The organism is Euzebya tangerina (assembly GCF_003074135.1).
GTDB classification, from domain to species: Bacteria; Actinomycetota; Nitriliruptoria; order Euzebyales; family Euzebyaceae; genus Euzebya; species Euzebya tangerina.
In genome coordinates, this window is the sequence record NZ_PPDK01000001.1 from 185702 (window position 1) to 202454 (window position 16753).

General features: G+C 69.3%; 15 protein-coding genes. 6 read left to right on the top strand and 9 right to left on the bottom strand.

The window, feature by feature from the left end:
- Positions 1 to 39: 39 nt before the first annotated feature.
- The 9 genes from C1746_RS00870 to C1746_RS00910 form a co-directional block, all read right to left on the bottom strand.
- On the bottom strand, positions 40 to 855 hold the full coding sequence (locus C1746_RS00870; protein WP_116712824.1) for a QcrA and Rieske domain-containing protein: 816 nt from the start codon (positions 853 to 855) through the stop codon (positions 40 to 42).
- Positions 856 to 865: 10 nt separating this feature from the next.
- Positions 866 to 1717: a cytochrome b family protein gene (locus C1746_RS00875; RefSeq protein ID WP_116712825.1), complete on the bottom strand. Its 852-nt coding sequence runs from the start codon at positions 1715 to 1717 to the stop codon at positions 866 to 868.
- 11 nt (positions 1718 to 1728) lie between these two features.
- Complete coding sequence (gene extP, locus C1746_RS00880) at positions 1729 to 2508, bottom strand: selenite/tellurite reduction operon b-type cytochrome ExtP (RefSeq protein WP_116712826.1); 780 nt, start codon at positions 2506 to 2508, stop codon at positions 1729 to 1731.
- A gap of 16 nt (positions 2509 to 2524) precedes the next feature.
- Positions 2525 to 2869, bottom strand: coding sequence for an NADH-quinone oxidoreductase subunit I (locus C1746_RS00885; protein WP_116712827.1), 345 nt, complete (start codon positions 2867 to 2869; stop codon positions 2525 to 2527).
- 16 nt (positions 2870 to 2885) lie between these two features.
- Positions 2886 to 3365: a hypothetical protein gene (locus C1746_RS00890; protein ID WP_116712828.1), complete on the bottom strand. Its 480-nt coding sequence runs from the start codon at positions 3363 to 3365 to the stop codon at positions 2886 to 2888.
- Between the two features lie 148 nt (positions 3366 to 3513).
- Positions 3514 to 4242: a TlpA family protein disulfide reductase gene (locus tag C1746_RS00895; protein ID WP_116712829.1), complete on the bottom strand. Its 729-nt coding sequence runs from the start codon at positions 4240 to 4242 to the stop codon at positions 3514 to 3516.
- 104 nt (positions 4243 to 4346) lie between these two features.
- The gene (locus C1746_RS00900) at positions 4347 to 5504 is read right to left on the bottom strand and encodes an amidohydrolase family protein (protein ID WP_116712830.1); all 1158 of its coding nucleotides are present in this window, start codon (positions 5502 to 5504) and stop codon (positions 4347 to 4349) included.
- Complete coding sequence (gene hemL / locus C1746_RS00905; protein WP_116712831.1) at positions 5452 to 6756, bottom strand: glutamate-1-semialdehyde 2,1-aminomutase; 1305 nt, start codon at positions 6754 to 6756, stop codon at positions 5452 to 5454. Before hemL ends, C1746_RS00900 begins: the two co-directional genes overlap by 53 nt.
- 115 nt (positions 6757 to 6871) lie before the next feature.
- Positions 6872 to 7510 (bottom strand): cell wall-binding repeat-containing protein, encoded by a 639-nt coding sequence (locus C1746_RS00910; RefSeq protein ID WP_162867240.1) that lies wholly within the window; start codon positions 7508 to 7510, stop codon positions 6872 to 6874.
- 248 nt (positions 7511 to 7758) lie between these two features.
- On the opposite strand from C1746_RS00910, the gene C1746_RS00915 reads away from it, so the two are divergent.
- The 6 genes from C1746_RS00915 (at position 7759) to C1746_RS00940 (ending at position 16749) form a co-directional block, all read left to right on the top strand.
- The gene (locus C1746_RS00915; RefSeq protein ID WP_162867241.1) at positions 7759 to 9180 is read left to right on the top strand and encodes an HTTM domain-containing protein; all 1422 of its coding nucleotides are present in this window, start codon (positions 7759 to 7761) and stop codon (positions 9178 to 9180) included.
- Between the two features lie 61 nt (positions 9181 to 9241).
- Complete coding sequence (locus tag C1746_RS00920) at positions 9242 to 10507, top strand: glycosyltransferase family protein (RefSeq protein WP_116712834.1); 1266 nt, start codon at positions 9242 to 9244, stop codon at positions 10505 to 10507.
- Positions 10504 to 11784 carry a glycosyltransferase family 4 protein gene (locus tag C1746_RS00925; protein WP_116712835.1) on the top strand — a complete coding sequence of 427 codons (1281 nt, stop codon included), beginning with the start codon at positions 10504 to 10506 and terminating at the stop codon, positions 11782 to 11784. The genes C1746_RS00920 and C1746_RS00925 overlap by 4 nt, the downstream gene beginning before the upstream one ends.
- Positions 11781 to 12920 carry a glycosyltransferase gene (locus C1746_RS00930; protein ID WP_116712836.1) on the top strand — a complete coding sequence of 380 codons (1140 nt, stop codon included), beginning with the start codon at positions 11781 to 11783 and terminating at the stop codon, positions 12918 to 12920. The genes C1746_RS00925 and C1746_RS00930 overlap by 4 nt, the downstream gene beginning before the upstream one ends.
- Positions 12917 to 15838 (top strand): ABC transporter transmembrane domain-containing protein, encoded by a 2922-nt coding sequence (locus C1746_RS00935; RefSeq protein WP_116712837.1) that lies wholly within the window; start codon positions 12917 to 12919, stop codon positions 15836 to 15838. Before C1746_RS00930 ends, C1746_RS00935 begins: the two co-directional genes overlap by 4 nt.
- Positions 15835 to 16749: a phosphotransferase gene (locus C1746_RS00940; RefSeq protein ID WP_116712838.1), complete on the top strand. Its 915-nt coding sequence runs from the start codon at positions 15835 to 15837 to the stop codon at positions 16747 to 16749. Before C1746_RS00935 ends, C1746_RS00940 begins: the two co-directional genes overlap by 4 nt.
- Positions 16750 to 16753 lie beyond the last annotated feature (4 nt).

Consider the following 16753-nt stretch of genomic DNA (forward strand, 5'->3'; position numbering starts at 1 on the left):
ACCTTCTGATCAGAAGAGCGTCGGGCTGCGGCTTCGAGCTCAGCCGTTGCAGTTCGGGCCGGCGGCCGGCTCGCCCAGCACACCGCCGGTCTGGGTGGGACCGGTGACGATGGTCGAGGTGTCCACGAAGACGTTGCCGTCGGTCAGGGTGACCGGGAAGCGGTCCAGTCCGCGAGGAGCAGGCCCGAACTCGTACTCACCCCATCGGTTGTAGCGAGATCCGTGGCAGGGGCACTCGAACCACCGCGAGGACTCGCACCACGGGACACGGCATCCCAGGTGGACGCACTGCTGGTAGATCGCCATGACGCTCGCGCCATTGGTGATGTCTTCGTACTGACCGTCGGGGTCGTTCGCCGCGTTGTACTGCACCATGTAGAGGCGGCCGCTGGGGAACTCGAACCGACCGCCCCCTTCGGCGATGCTCGACAGGACGTCCTCTTCAGGACCGAGGTCGATGTTCGCGCCGAACGCACCGGCGCCGAGTCGGGGCCACAGGAACCCGAGACTTGCGGCACCGAACGCACCCAGGACGCCGCCCATGCTGAGCAGCCACGAGTTGCGCAGGAAGGCGCGACGGTCCGGGCCGGTCGGCTTCTTGCGCTTCGGCTTCTTGGGAGCGGCAGGGGCGCTGCCGCCTCCCGAGCCCGAGGCACCCGGTCCCGACGCCGCTGCAGCCATGAGCGTCGCGCCGATGCCGCAGTCGGGGTCGGCCAGACCCGGCGGGACCGGACGACGCTGCGCCGGCGTCACGGCGAGGTCGGCTGCGACGGCTTGGACGATGGGGCGGAACCACCACGCGGCCAGCGTCAGCAGACCGATCGCGGTGGCGGTGAGGATGAGGAGTGTGGTCATGCCGATCCTCCTAGATCTCGAAGAACAGCCCGTCGACCCACGGCCACACCCAGTTGAATCCGGGTCCTCGGAAGAAGGAGCCGACCAGGGTGAGGATCGTGGAGCCGAGCAGGAACATGCTCATCAGCACGGTGGCGAACTTGCGGTTCTCGGGCTTGACCGAGGGGTTCTTGTCCAGGTACGGGATCGCCATGAGGCCACCCAGGCCGACGATCCCGGGGATGGTCACACCCGCGATCATCGGGTGGAAGTAGCGCAGCAGCTCCTGCAGACCCAGGAAGTACCAGGGGGCCTTCGACGGGTTCGGCGTCTGGTTGGGATTCGCCAGCTCACGCAGCGGGAACGCCGGCGTGATCGAGATGAGCAGCAGCGCAGCGGTCACCGCCAGCAGGCAGACGAGCTCGGAGCTCAGCAGGTGCGGCCAGGTGTAGACCTTGTCCTCCTGCTTTCCCTTGATCTGCTGGATCCCGCTGGGTGGGACCATCGCGAGCAGGCGGTGCGTGTGCTTCTGCCCGGCCAGCTTCGCCTCGGGCTGCTGCAGGTCCGCGACCTTGCCCTGCTTGCGCTTGAGCGCCTCGGCAACGCGCTTCTGGCGCTCCTCAGCCGACATCATCCCGCCGGCCTCGGGGGCCTCGGCAACTGCCGTGGCGGTGCCGCCTCCGCCGCCTGATGCGCCACCACCCGCGGCCTCCGCGGCGGCCTTCTGCTCTTCGAAGGACTTGGGGCCGAGCTCGGCGCCAGCGGCCTTCTTCTTGGCCCGGACAGCGGCTGCCTTGGCCTTGGCGCGGGCGATCCGCTCGCTCTTGCCGTCGGCGATCAGCTTGTCGTAGACCTCCTGGTCCATCTCGACTTCTTCTGCCATGAGGGGACTCCTTAGAGCGGGCCGGAGATGCCGCCGTCCTTGCGGATCCGCCAGAAGTGGACCGCCAAGAAGAGCGTGGTGACGAACGGGAGCGCGAGGACGTGGAGCACGTACCAACGCAGCAGGGTCTCGGGGCCGATCTCGACCCCGCCGAGTAACACGAACTGCACTTGTTGACCGAACACCGGCGTGAATCCAGCCATCTGCGTTCCGACGGCGACGGCCCACAGGGCCAACTGGTCCCATGGCAGCAGGTAGCCGGTGAACGCCAGGAGCAGGGTGAGCAGGAGCAGCACGACGCCGACGACCCAGTTGAACTCACGCGGGGGCTTGTAGGCACCGTGGTAGAAGACGCGGGCCATGTGCAGGAACGTGGTCAGCACCATCAGGTGGGCACCCCACCGATGGATGTTTCGCACAAGGTCCCCGAACTGCACCCCTGAGATGATCCGCTGCATGTCGGCGTAGGCCAACTCGTTCCCCGGTCCGGCGGACGGCCGGTAGAAGAACATCAGGAAGATGCCGGTGATCGTCAGCAGGATGAAGAGGAAGAAGCTGGTCCCGCCCAAGCAGTAGGTGTAGGTCAGCTTCAGCCCGTGCCGCTTCACCTTCACGGGGTGGAGGTGGTAGAGCACGTTGTTCATGGCCGCGAGTGCGCGGTCGCGCGAGGTGTCGCGGTAGCCCTTGCGGTAGATCGACCCCGGCCGGAAGATCGACTTCCAGACGACGTTGTCCTGGACGGCCTTCTTCAGCTCGTCCGGCTTGGGCGGTGAGGGGATCAGTTTCGACACGTGGGAGGGAACCTTCCTACTGCTCGACCCGACCGAGCCAGAGGGCGTCGGACGGGCAACGCTCCACGCAGATCGCGCAGCGGGTGCATTCGTTGTCGTCGATGATGAAGGTGGCGGAGGAGGACTGCGCCAGGGTCAGGACTTCGGGGTTCTCGGCATCGGTGATGATGTCCGGGGCGAGCATCCAGATGCACTCCCACGGGCAGACGTCCTCGCAGGCGCGGCAGAGGATGCACAGCTCTGGCGTGAGCCCGATGTGCCGTTTGGGCTTGACGCGCTCCTGCAGCCAGGACGGATCGACCGTCTCGATCTTGTAGTCGTCGTAGATCTCCGGGTGGAGACCCTGGTCAGTCAGACCCATGCCATGCTCACCTCACTCACTTGTAGCCCCCTGACTTCTCGCCCGGCTCCTCACCCTCGGCGAGGGTGCGGGGGTACTTCTTCTGCACCCACAGGGCCAGGGCCCCGAACGCCCCCATGGCCACGATGGTCTCCACCATCACGATCGAGTCGCGGAAGACCGTGTAGAAGTTGCCCATCACCACGAACTCGCCGATGGCGATCCGTGACGGGATGACGGTGTCGGTCAGGGTGTCCTTGGCGCCGTCGAGGAAGTAGATCCAGGCGGAGGGGAGGATTCCGAACGCCCACAGTCCCGCCACCATCGCCGCCGAGCCACCACAGACCGCCGAGACCCAGCCGTGGGTCTCGCGAGTGCGCTGGGCGGCCAAGCAGAAGCCGGCGACCAGGGCGATGCTCCCGACCGTGATGGCGAGGCCGGTGAAGCCGTTGCCGAAGGACCACAGCGCGCCGATGACGTCTGGGATCGTCCGGAAGAACTCGGAGATCACGTCCACCTTGCTGGTCCTTCCTCATACGGTCGATGCATACGTGAGGCTGATGCTACCCGGAACGGAGGAAGGCGGGCCAACCGATACGGGGCGCTGTGTTGCTGAACTGGCCTTTCTCGGTAACCGAAGTGACGGGGAGCTCGGGCGTGGTCGCTCACACCTCGACCTGCACGTCGAGGTGCTCGTCCAGCAACTCGGTCATCTGCTCGATGGTGAGCGGCCCGGTGTGCCGGTAGGCGACGCTGCCGTCGGGCTCGACGAAGAGCGTGGTCGGCATCCCGAAGCCACCGGTCAGGTTGAAGTACTCGCCCGTCTCATCGGTCGCGAGGTCGTAGGTGATGCCCAACTCCTCCACGAAGGGGACGGCGTTGATCTGGGCGTCCATGGTGTTGATGCCGACCAGTCGGAACGCCTCCGATCCGGCCTCGTGCACCTCCTGGAAGTCGGGCATCTCCGCGACGCATGGCGCACACCAGGTGGCCCAGAAGTTGAGCACCACCGGACGATCGCCCAGGAAGCTCGTCGCTCCGACGACCTCGTCAGCGCCGAACTCCGTCAGATCGAACTCGGGCAGGGCGCCGACGGCGTCGGTCAGGTCCAGGCTGCCCGGCGGCTGGTCTGGCGTGGCGCTGGGATCGAGCAGGTCGGCGATGTTGTCCGGCATGTCTGCCTGGTCGTCACCACCGAGCAGCAGGACCGCTCCGCCGAGCAGGATGATGACGATGAGGGCCCCGACGGCGATCGTGCGCCCCGCTCCGGCCGATGAGGGCGTGGTCGCGGGCCCGGACTCGCCCTGCTCGGCGACCCCCAGCGCCTCGTCGTCGGTCAAGGCCTGGTCGTCGGTGGGCACCTCGTCCTCCTCATCCATCCCTGGCTTGTCCATACCTGGTCCAACGTTGCTCGGGGTGGGCGGGTTCCACGGGCTCGTGTGTTGTTCAGGTCACGCTATCGGAACCCGGACAACACGCAGGCACCAAGACGCTGGGCTCAGCCGATCACGACACCATTGGCCACGACCAGACGGATGTCGTCGTAGGCGCGAGGGTCCTCGAACGGGTCGCTGCCGAGCACGACCAGATCCGCCACCGCGTTCTGCTCCAGACGTCCGTTGTCCAGGCCCAGGTACAGCGCCGGGTCGGAGGTGGCAGCCCGCAGCACCTCGGCCGGGCTCATCCCGGCCGCCTGCAGCAACTCGACCTCGGCAACCTCGATCCCCGGCGTTGTTCCGCCGTTGCCCAGGTCGGTGCCGTACAGCACCTCCCCGCCAGCTTCCCGGAAGGCCCGGAGGGCGGCCAGCGCTCCGTCGTCGGGCCCGCGGATGAGCAGGGTCGGCACCAGCACCATGCCCGCCTCGGCGGCCCGGATCATCTCAGCCTCCGTGACGTCGTGGAGCGGCAGGTGGGCAAGTTCACGGACGCCGGTCTCGATGGCCAACTCGAGCATCTCGGCGCTGCCGACGTGGGCGGTGACCCGCAGCCCCGCGTCGATGCCGTGGTCGACGATCGCCCGCAGGGTCGCCTCGCCGAACACGGGGAGGCCACCGCTCGGCTCGAGCGCGACCTTCACCACCGTGGCACCGGCCATCACCTGCTCGTCGACGGCGGCGACGGCGTCCTCGGGGCCCGAGATCTGCCGGCCGGTTCCGTCTGCGCCCCAGCTGGTCGTCGGGTACCCGCCCATCGGGGTCAGGATCCGTCCCGCCAGCAGGACCCGGAGGTCGGTCTGGCCACGGAGCGCCTGCGCGGCATCCGGTGGGCCACCCAGGTCGCGGACGGTCGTGACCCCTCCCGCGAGCAGATCGGTCGGATCGGCGAACTGCAGGTGGACGTGGCTGTCGGTGAACCCGGGGACCACCACGCCACCATCGGTGTCCAGCGTCTGGGCGCCGTCGACGACGTCCTGCCCCACCTGGAGGATCCGCCGGCCGCGGACCGTGATCGCGATGCGGTCGTCGCTGCCGGGCTGGCGGAGGCCGGGAAGTCCGATGAGGTCCAGGTCCATGGGATCGCGGGAGGCGACCTCGGTCGGGACGACCACCTCGCCGCCGCCGGAGCAGGCCCCGACGGCCAGAGCTCCCGCCGCGAGAGCGCCGCTACCGGCCAGGAAGCGTCGCCGCGACAGTCCTGGCTGCAGCGATCGTGGCATCGATGTCCTCCTCGCTGTGGGCGGTGGAGACGAACATCGCTTCGTAGCCGGAGGGTGGGAGATAGACGCCCTGCCGGAGCATCCCGTGGAAGAAGGCGGCGTAGCGCTCGTGATCGGCAGCCCGCGCACCCTCGAAGTCCGTGACTGGCGAGCTGGTGAAGTACAGGCCGAAGAGACTGGCGACCCGCTGGATGACCGCCGGGACACCCGCAGCGGCGAAGGCTGCCGTCCAGCCATCGATCAGCCGGGTCGCCAGCTGGTCCAGCCGGCTGTAGGCGGCCTCGTCGAGCAGTCGGAGCTGGGTCAGCCCGGCGGCCACGGCAACCGGATTTCCGGAGAGCGTCCCCGCCTGGTAGACGGGCCCGACGGGAGCCAGCAGCTCCATCACCTCGCGAGGTCCGCCGAACGCGGCCAGCGGAAAGCCGCCTCCCACGACCTTGCCGAAGGCCACCAGGTCGGGCTCCAGGCCCAGCAGCTCCGTCGCGCCACCACGAGCCAGCCGGAAGCCGGTCATGACCTCGTCGACCAGCAACAGCGCGCCGTGGTCCCGGCTGATCTGTCGCAGGAAGCCGTGGAGGCCCGGCTGGGCGGGGACGAGGCCCATGTTCGCGGCGACGGGTTCACAGGCGATCACGGCGATGTCGTCGCCGTACTCCTCGAAGGCGGCCTCGACGGCGGCGGTGTCGTTCCACGGCACGACGATGGTGTCCTGGGTCGCGCCGGCCGTGACCCCGGGGCTGTTGGGCAGGGCGAGGGTGGCCACGCCTGATCCCGCCTCGACCAGCAGGCTGTCGGCGTGGCCGTGGTAGTGGCCGGCGAACTTGATGACCTTGGTGCGGCCGGTGGCGCCACGGGCGACCCGGATCGCCGACATCGCGGCCTCGGTGCCTGAGGAGACGCACCGCACCATCTCCACCCCCGGCACACGGGCGACGATCTCCTCGGCCAACTCGATCTCGCCGCGGGTTGGCGCGCCATAGGACGAGCCGGTTCGGGTGGCCTCGATGGCGGCCTGGACGACGTCGGGGTGGGCGTGGCCCAGGATGAGCGGTCCCCAGGACATGACGTAGTCGAGGTAGCTGGTGCCGTCCTCATCGGTGACCCGTGAGCCCTTGCCGTTGCTCATGAACCGAGGGGTCCCGCCCACGCCCCGGAAGGCCCTGACCGGTGAGTTGACCCCACCCGGGATGACGGCCTGAGCCCGATCGAAGAGGCGGTCGGAGGTCGGGGTGGACGCGGCTGCGGAAGTCACACTGCCAGCCTGGATGAGGCCTCGCCTACTCGCAATGCTGTGCCTGGACGAGACAGCCGGACCGCCCTTCTGGGACGGTCCGGCTGGTCACACAGGTGGTCGCACGCTGCAGCTGTTAGCAGGCGGCTGCCTGGGAGAGCAGCGCATCGCTCACGACCAATGAGCCACCAAGTGCGACCACCTCGGTCGGGTCGAGGCGGGTGATCTCCGCACAGGTCTCGGCCGGAAGGTCACCCGAGCTGGGGACCAGCAGGATCGGGCCGTCGGTCAGCACGCCACCGGCCAGCGCGTCAGCGAAGCCGTCGCCGTTGGCCAGGTAGACGGTCGCCGCCGTGCTGAACTGCGACTGCGAGATCACGATGGAGGTAAGGATCCGGTTCTCGCCGGCCAACCGCGACGCGTTGCGGGTCGGGACGCCGTCGTCATCGTTGTCGGGAACACCGTCATCGTCATCGCCGGCACCGTCATCATCATCGCCAGCACCATCGTCGTCATCGTTGTCGGGAACACCGTCATCGTCATCACCGGCACCGTCATCATCATCGCCAGCACCATCGTCGTCATCGTTGTCGGGAACACCGTCATCGTCATCACCGGCACCGTCATCATCATCGCCAGCACCATCGTCGTCATCGGTCTGGGCGGCTGCAGGGGTCGAGTCTGCGAGAGTCGCGATGAGCGCCCCCGTCAGAGCGAGAGCGGAGAGCAGGGCAAGCATCCGTACAACCGATGCAAGTCTCAGTGAACTGATCATGTCGGACTCCTCTGTCTGTTGAACTCGGGACGGCGCGACCGTACGCCCGATTCCGCCTCCGACAAGGAGAATGAGGAAACTCTCACCTCCATGAGAAACCTCTCATGTCGGCGCAAAGAAGATAGGCCCACTCGCGTCGAGCCGGGGACCGCCATTAGAAGGTTCTCAGATAGGTTGCTCCGCGCCGAGGGGTGCAGTACCACAAGACCTGTGAGCCTCACCGTGGTGTACCGAAGCAGGCCGAGTCCGTGATCACACGCACTCGTCGCAGGCTCACAACACCCGTTGACGGGGCCAGCCTCGCCGTCCTCCGGATCGTCTTCGGCCTCGTGGTCGTGTGGGAGACCTACCGATACTTCTCCTACGACTGGATCGGCAACTTCTGGGTCGACCGGGCCTACACGTTCACCTATCCCGGCTTCGGGTGGGTGGCGCCACTGCCGGGCGACGCGATGTACGTGGTCTGGGCGGCGATTGGCCTCACCGGTCTCTGCATCGCCCTCGGCGTCTTCTACCGGGTCGCGACGGTCGTGTTCACGCTCCTCTTCGCCTACTCGTTCCTGCTCGACCACACCCTCTACCTGAATCACTTCTACCTGATGGTCCTCGTCGGGGGCATCCTGGCCGTCGTCCCGGCCCACCGGGTCTGGTCGGTCGACGCGCGCCTTGCCGCACGTCCGGAGACGACGGTGCCGACTTGGGCGCTGTGGCTTCTCCGCTTCCAGATCGCGGTGATGTACGTGGGCGGGGGCATCGCCAAGCTCTCCTCGGACTGGCTGGCCGGCAGGCCGCTGGATTCGTGGCTGATGGCCGGCGAGAACTGGCCGTTGATCGGCGAGTGGCTGGTTCGCCCGGAAGCGGCGTTGGTGCTCTCTTGGTCAGGATTGCTGTTGGATCTGCTGGTCGTCCCGCTGGTGCTGTGGCGACCGACCCGCGCACCCGCCCTCATCGCCGTCGGAGCGTTTCACCTGATCAACGCGCGCCTGTTCTCCATCGGCGTCTTCCCCGTCCTCGCCATGGGCGCGACGCTGGTGCTGTTGCCTCCTGACTGGCCACGACGGGCACTAGCCCGCGTGCGCACCGCGTTCGGTCGGGACGAGGTCAGCCGCAGCGCAGGGACGGTCACGTCGGAGCCCTCTCCCTCTGGAGGCGAACCTCGCCGCCAGGCTCCGACACCGAGGGCACTGCTGTCGGTTCCCGCGCTGCTGTTGCTGGTGGTCTTCGTGGCGGCCCAGACCCTGGTCCCTCTGCGGCACCTGGCCATCCCCGGGGACCCCAACTGGACCGAAGAGGGCCACGACTTCGCCTGGCACATGAAGCTTCGCTCCAAGAGCGGCCATGTCGACTTCGTCGTGTCCGACCGGGAGACCGGGGAGATCTGGGTTCCCGATCTGGAGCAGGAACTGGCGTCGTGGCAGATCAGCCGCATGGCGGCGCGCCCGAGGTTGATCCTGCAGTACGCGGGCGAACTCGGCCGTCAAGCGACCGAGGTCCGCGGCTTTGCCGACCCTGAGGTGGTTGCCCACTCCGCGGTGTCCCTGAACGGCAGGCCTCACGCACCGCTGGTCAGCAGCCGCGTCGACCTCCTCACCGTGGACGACGTCTCGATGATCATCGAGCCTCACCCCGACGAACGTCCTGCGCCCGAAGACGAGGCTCGAGGCGGCTAGTTGAGAACTCTCTCATCATGAACTAATCGTTAACCAACGTTGGCCGGGGACGCTCCCCGACATGAACGGCTCCCAACGACACAGCACCCATCCGCGCGGCAACGCCGGCCCCCCACGGTTCATGCTGTACTCCCACGACGGGATGGGGCTGGGCCACATCCGCCGCAACCTCAATCTGGCTTCAGCGCTGATCGCAGCCGAGCCGACGTCCTCCGTGCTCCTGGCAACCGGTGCCGAAGACCTGGACGCCTTCACCATCCCGGATGGCGTCGACGTCGTACGGTTCCCGGGCCTTCGGAAGGCAGGCGGCGGTTACCAGCCCCGCCGGCTTCAACTGGCGGCGACCGAGGTGCACGCCCTCCGGGCAGAGCTGCTGCGTTCCACCGTCGCAAGCTTCGCCCCGGACGTCCTCGTCGCCGACCGGCACCCCGGCGGTGTCAGCAGAGAGCTGGTCCCGGCCCTCGAACTCCAGCGAGCGGCTGGACGCCGGACGGTCCTCGGCCTCCGCGACGTGTTGGACTCGCCAGACCGCGTGGACCAGGAGTGGGTCCATGGCACTGCCAGACAGGATGTCGAGCGGTTCATCGACCAGGTGCTCATCTACGGCAACGACGGTCTGCTGGACCCGTTCCACGGCTCGGCGGTCTCGTCGGGCATGCGGGCGCTCGGCACCTACTGCGGCTACGTCGTCGACACCACACCGACCGCCCACGATGAGACGTTGAGCGGTCCGCGCCCCGTGGTCCTGACGACGAGCGGCGGAGGCGAGGACGGCCAGCAGGTGCTGAACGCCGCCCTGGACGCCGGGGCACTCGCCCCCTGGCGAACCGTCATCGTGTCCGGACCCCACATGGATCCGGGGGCCCGAGAGCGACTGGCCGCCCGGGCACTGCTGATTGGCGCCGAGTTCCACACCAGCATCACGGACCTCGGACGGCATCTCGGGCAGGTCGACGCCGTGGTGTGCATGGGCGGGTACAACACCGTGACTGAAGTCCTCGCCGCAGGCGTTCCGGCCGTCTGCATCCCTCGTGTCGTACCCCGACGGGAGCAGCTCATCCGTGCTGGCCGCCTCGCCGACCACGGCCTGCTCCAGTGCATCCACCCGGGCCAGGTCACCCCCAGCAGACTTCGGACAGCCATCGGCAGGGCGCTCCAGTGGGACCGTTCGACCCTACGCGCACGCATCGCTGAGCACATGACCTTCGACGGTGCCGGCCGCGCCGCCGCGTTGCTGGTGACCCTTGCCCGTACCGGGATGGCTCCGGCTCGGCCCCTCGCTTCACCCCCAGATCCGCGAATCACCCCCACGGAGGTACCAGCATGACCACCGAGCAGCCCCACATCGCCTACTTGCTCAAGCGCTTCCCGCGCATCTCCGAGACGTTCGTCGCGGCCGAGCTGATCGAGCTTCGCCGACAAGGCGCCCGGGTCAGCGTGTACGCGCTGGCCAAGCCAGAGGAGGCGTTCACCCACGACTTCATCGACGACCTCGACGTCGACGTGACCTACCTGACCCGCCGTCCGCTGCAGCAGCCACTGCGAACCGTACGCGGGACCCAGGAGCTGCTGCGCACACAGCCCCGCGCGACGGTCATCGCAGCCGGTAAGGCCACCCTGCCGCCCAGCGTCACGGGCTGGCGCCGTCTGGGACAGGCCGCCCAGCTGGCGCGCGCCCTCCGTCGGGATGGCGTCGACCATGTGCACGCCCACTTCGCCTCATCCGCCGCCAAGCTCGCGCACCTGACCTGGCAGCTCGGTGGCCCGAGTTACAGCGTGACCGCCCACGCCAAGGACATCTACCACCAGGATGTCGACCCCCGTCGGCTGGTCGAGGTGCTCGGCCAGGCCGCCTTCGTGGCCACCGTCAGCCGAGACAACGTCGAGTACCTGCGGGGCCTCCTGGGGTCGGATGCACGGGTCACGCTCGTTCCGAACTCCGTCGACCTGGCCCGCCTGGGAACGCCTGCGCGCACGCCAGAGCCCGCACTGGTCCTCGCCGTCGCACGACTGGTCGAGAAGAAGGGACTGGACGACCTGGTCGCCGCCTGCGGCCTGTTGCAGGACAGCGGCCAGCCGGTTGCGTTAGAGATCATCGGGCACGGCCCGCTCCGTGAGGACCTCGCGCATGCCGCGAGGAGACTTGGCGTGGCTGTCACCTTTCGTGGCGCCCTCGACAACGCGGAGGTCATGGAGCGGATGGCTCATGCCACGGTGTTCGCGTTGCCGTGTGTGGTGGCGAGCACCGGTGATCGGGACGGCCTCCCAACGGTCGTCCTGGAAGCGATGGCGGCTGCCGTGCCCGTGATCACGACCGATGTCAACGGTCTGTCCGAGGCGGTCCTGCACGGCCGCACCGGCTGGCAGGTGCCCCAGCGCGACCCGGCTGCTCTCGCCTCGGCGATCAGGACGATCGTGGGGGACCCCCCCTTGGCAGCTCGACTGGGAGCTGCCGGCAGGGACCACGTCGAGGCCAACTTCTGCCTCCGCGACAGCGTCGCGTTGCTGCGGTCCGCGTTCTCCGAGGCCACCGGCACCGGCGGCGTCCGATCACATCGCGACCGTGCACTGGTGGGCTCGTCAGCGCCGGTGGTCGGCCCATGAGTGCGCTGCTGATGGCCTGCCTGGACCCGGGGATCGCGTGGGGTGGGTCGAAGGGCGCGTCGGTGCACCTGGAGCAACTGGCCCGCGCGATCGCCGCCGAGGACACCCAGGTCTGCGTCTGCGTCACCCGAATCGCCGATGGGGCGCAGACGAGGGCCCACAACCTGGAGGTCCTGGAGATTCCGGGTCCGCAGCAGGGGGCCGACCTCGCCACCCGCCTGGACTGCGAAGGCGACCGTGCCGCGTGGCTGGCCGAGACGGCACAGGCACGCGGCGTGTCCGCCATCTATGAACGTCTGGCGCTGCACACGACCGCGGCCAGCCGGGCCGCCCGACACCTCGGCCTGCCCCATCTGGTCGAGATGAACGCGCCGCTGCGGGAGGAGGCATCCCGCTTCCGGACCCTTGAGCGACCTGAGGTCGCCGACCGTGCCGAGCAGGAGGTCCTGCGCCACGCAGCGCTGGTCCTCCCCGTATCCGAACCACTCGTGACGTACGCCCGCAGTCGTGGCGCCACCGCGGTCGAGCTCACACCCAACGCCGTGAACGCGGCCATGTTCCCCCGCGCGGCACGACCGGACAGGGCGGACCCGACGGCGATCTTCGTCGGTGCCCTACGACCGTGGCACGGGCCGGAGGTCCTCGCCGAGGCCTGGCGGAGCCTGGGCGCAGATGCCCCCCGGTTGGTCGTCGTCGGGGACGGCCCCGGCCGCCATCATCTCCAGTCGGTCGGGGCAGAGCTCCTCGGCACGGTGCCGCACGACGACGTGCCGGAGCTGCTCCGTCAGGCCGACCTGGCCGTGGCACCGGGCCCGGCCGACATGCCGACGTACTTCTCACCACTGAAGGTGTTCGAGTACATGGCCGCCGGCCTGCCCGTCGTCGCCAGCGACCTGCCCGGCACACGTCAGGTGCTGTCCGAACGGGGCGTGCTCGTACCAGCCGGTGACGCCAGCGCGCTCGCGGCAGCCGTTGCCGCCCTGCAGGCGGATCCCGATCGTCGTGCTCAGCTCGGGGCCGCGGGTCGCCGGGAGGTGCTCAGCAACCACACCTGGCCGCACCGGGCGCGGACCGTGCTGGCTCACGTGGACGGTCTGGCGGCCACACCCACCGCCTCCGTGGAGCTGTCGGCATGAGCGCCGTGCTGCGACTCCTGTGGCCCTTCACCCGCGGACGGCGAGTTGCTGTCGCGAGTGGCGTCGTCGGGACGTTGCTCGTGATCGCCGCCGAGCTGGCCCGCCCGTTCCCACTCAAGCTGGTCGTCGACTACCTCGCAGGCTCGCCCGAGCAGGTCGATGGGGCACTGGTGTCGACCGCTGCCGGCCTGATGCTCGCAGTCGCCGCGACCGGTGCGCTCGGGACCTATGCCTCGGAGACGTGGATGCGCCAGACGGCAGAGCACGTCGTCCACGACCTCCGCGTCGCCGTCTACCGCCATCTCCAGCGGCTGTCCCTGCGCTACCACAGCGGCCGGTCGACCGGGGACCTGGTGGCCCGGATCACCGGTGATGCCAACGCCGTCGGAGAGTTGGTGAGCGAGTCGATCGTCAAGGTCCTCGGCTCCGTGCTGCTGCTGGTCGGCATGGTGACCGTCAGCCTGCTGCTCGATCCGATCCTGACCCTGGTGGCGGTGGCGATCACGCCCATCCTGGCCGTCGCGAGCGTCCGGTCACGCCGGATCATCAAGCGGCAGGCGCGACAGCAACGCCGAGCCGAAGGGGAGATCGCAGCAATGAGCACCGAGGCGCTGGGGGCGATCGCCACGGTGAAGTCACTGGGGACCGAACATGCGGAGACTTCTCGTCTCGACTCCGAGAGCCGTGCCCGGCGGGACGCCGGCGTGCGAGGCTCGGTCGTGGAGGGGCGCTTCGGTGGCCTGGTCGGCGTGCTCGAGGCCGTCGGCACCGGAACCGTTCTCGCCATCGGCGTCATCCGCGTGGTCTCCGGAGCACTGAGTCCCGGTGACCTGGTCGTGATGGTCTCCTACGTCAAGCGCCTCTACCGCCCGCTGCGAGACCTGGCCCGCCAGGCCGGCCGGATCAGCAGGGCCCTGGCCAGGGCCGAGCGGATCAGCGAGGTCCTGGCGGCCGACGACGAGTTGACCGACCCGCCACGGGGCCATGAGGGCCCGCGGGCCGCGGGTGCGATCGCGTTGGAGGGCGTCAGCTTCGCCTACCCCGGCCGGGCACCCACCCTCCACGACGTGACCTTCGACGCACCCGCCGGGTCCACGGTCGCTGTCGTGGGAACCTCCGGGGCCGGCAAGTCCACCCTGGCCGCCCTTCTTGCCCGCTTCCACGACCCCTCTGAGGGGATCGTCCGGCTGGACGGCCGCGACGTCCGGGACTGCCGACTCTCGTGGGTGCGTGAGCAGATCGGCTTCGTGCTCCAGGACAGCGAGCTCTTTCGCGGGAGCGTCGCTGACAACATTGCCTACGGGACCGAGGCCACCCGGGGCGAGGTCATCGCGGCCGCTCGCGCAGCCGGGGCCGACGAGTTCGTCACGGCCCTGCCCGCGGGGTATGACACCCCGCTCGGCCCCGGAGGTGCCGGACTCTCCGGCGGGCAGCGCCAACGCCTGGCCATCGCGCGCACGCTGCTGCGGGACCCGGCGATCGTGATCCTGGACGAGCCGACCAGTGGCCTCGATGCCGACAGCGAACACGATGTGATCGCCGCGCTCGAACACCTGCTCGAGGGTCGGACCACGGTGATGATCACCCACTCCATGCGGTTGGCAGCCCGTGCCGACCGCGTGATCGTCCTGGAGCAGGGCCGGGTCGTCGAGGACGGCCAGCCGGGCCGCCTGCTGGCCCAGTGCGGTCGGTTCCGCGAGCTGGCGGTCGCCCAGGAGGTCGTCACGCCGCAGGCCGTTCCTGCGCCGCGCGACGAGCGGCTGGGCCAACTCGACCTGCTGCTCGACCCGGAGGCCGTGGCCGAGCGTCTGCGGGCCGTGACACCGGACGTCCGCCAGGTGCGGATCCGCTACGTCAGGTACAAGCCGGGCACCAATGTGGTGGTGGACTACGACGTGACCGGCCGGGGTCGCGACCGGCGGGTGGTTCTCATGGCCGCCGCAGATCGTGACCTGGCCAAGCGCGCGGCACGGCCCGAGAACCGTCAGCTCGCCAACCGCGTGGCGGAACGAGCCGGTGTCGACCAGCCGCTGATGCACCTGCCCGATGACGACGTGTTGGTGCAGTGGGTACCGCTGGACCTCTGGTTGCCGGCCTTGGCGCTGCCCCTGCGGGAGCTTGCCACACGCCTGGACCTCCCCACCCCGGACGTGGCCGACGATCCAGTTGAGATCCTGGCTTACAAGCCGCGCAGACGTGCCGTGCTGCGCCGTGGCGATGTCGTCTTCAAGCTCTACGCCGATCAGGGCGACTTCCGCAACGCGGCGAGGGCGCTGCTCGCCAGTCCGCTGCTACCGGTTCCCGTGGCCCCACCAGTGGGGCTCAACAACGACCTCCGGATCACGGCTCAACGGGTTGTCCCGGGACACCGGCTGGATGACCCATGGCCACACCTGGAACAGGTCGGGCGGACGCTGGCCAGAGTGCACCGAGCGACTGTGCGGACCACCGCTCGCCGACTGGACCCGCTGGCCGGCGCGCGGGCCAGCGCCCGCACGGTCGGTGCCCTCGTGCCCGAACTGGCTGACCGGGCCATCCGGCTGTCGGACCGGCTCGCGGCCAGTGAGCCGACGGGACCGGGGGCGTGGTGCCACGGCGACTTCCACCGGGGCCAGGTGCTCCTGGGTCCCTCGGGACTGACGGTGCTCGACACCGACGAGAGCGGGATCGGCGATCCGGCAATGGACCTGGCGACGTTCGCGGCCCATCTGCATCGTGGTCAGGAGGGCCTGGAGCGAACCCACGCGGCGTTGGACGGGTTGGTGTCGGGTTACGGGCGCCGACCCGCTGGTCTGGACTGGCACCTCGCCGTGGCGCTGCTCCGTCGCAGCATGTCTCCCTTCCGCAGCAACCCGACGCCGGACTGGCCTGACCGCGTCGCAGTCATGCTGAAGGTCGCGGAGGAGACTGCACCGTGACGGTCGTGCCACCGAGCGCGCCGACCAGCGCGACACCGCTGGCCGTTCCGTCCGTGGCGGACGTGGAGCGCGTGGCTGCCGCCCTCCTGGGCGGGCCGGTGTGGACCGAGGTGCTCAAGGACAAGCCGGGTCGGCGTCGAACCGCACGGGTGCACGGCCAGGCCGGCAGCGTCATCGCCAAGGCCTATGCCGGTGACCGCGCCGCCCGGGTCGCAAAGAGGGTTGGTGTCCTGGCCGACGGTCCGGACCGTCCGGTGGTGCCGCAGCTTCGCGCAGTGGATGCCGATCTCGGCGTCGTCCTCCTCGACGACGTGGTCGGGGCGCCGCTGAGCACCTCGTTGGAGGCGGGCGACGTGGCAGCGGTTCGCCGGGCCGCCCAGGCGCTTGCGGGCTGGCACACGGCGTGGGCAGGACGGGTCGTGGCACTGCAGCCGCACACCGTTGAGCGAGAGCGACGGGCCCTGCAGCGGCAGGCCGAGCTGGCGCCGACGACGTTGGGCGCGGCGGCGTTGCGTGCTGCCGAGCCCGGCCTCCAGACGCCGTGGCCCGCCCCCACGGTGGTCCATCGCGATCTCTACGAGGAGCAGATCCTGACCGGTGAGACCACGGCGCTGATCGACCTCGACGACATCGCGCTCGGACCGCCGGAGCTCGACGTGGGCAACGCACTGGGCCACCTCCTCCTCCGCGATACTCGCGGCGGATCGACGGCGGTCAGCGAGGCCACGGGAGCCTTCCTGCACGGCTACGGACTCAGCGGACGCCTCGACCCCGAGCGACTGGCGCGGTGCACCCGCCTGACCCTGTGCCGCCTTGCGTGCGTGCACCGTGCTCCCGACCTACTGGACCTGGCGCGGACGGTGACGCCGGCGGCGATCAGTCAGTGGCGCGATCTCGGGCGAGGCGCGTAGCGGT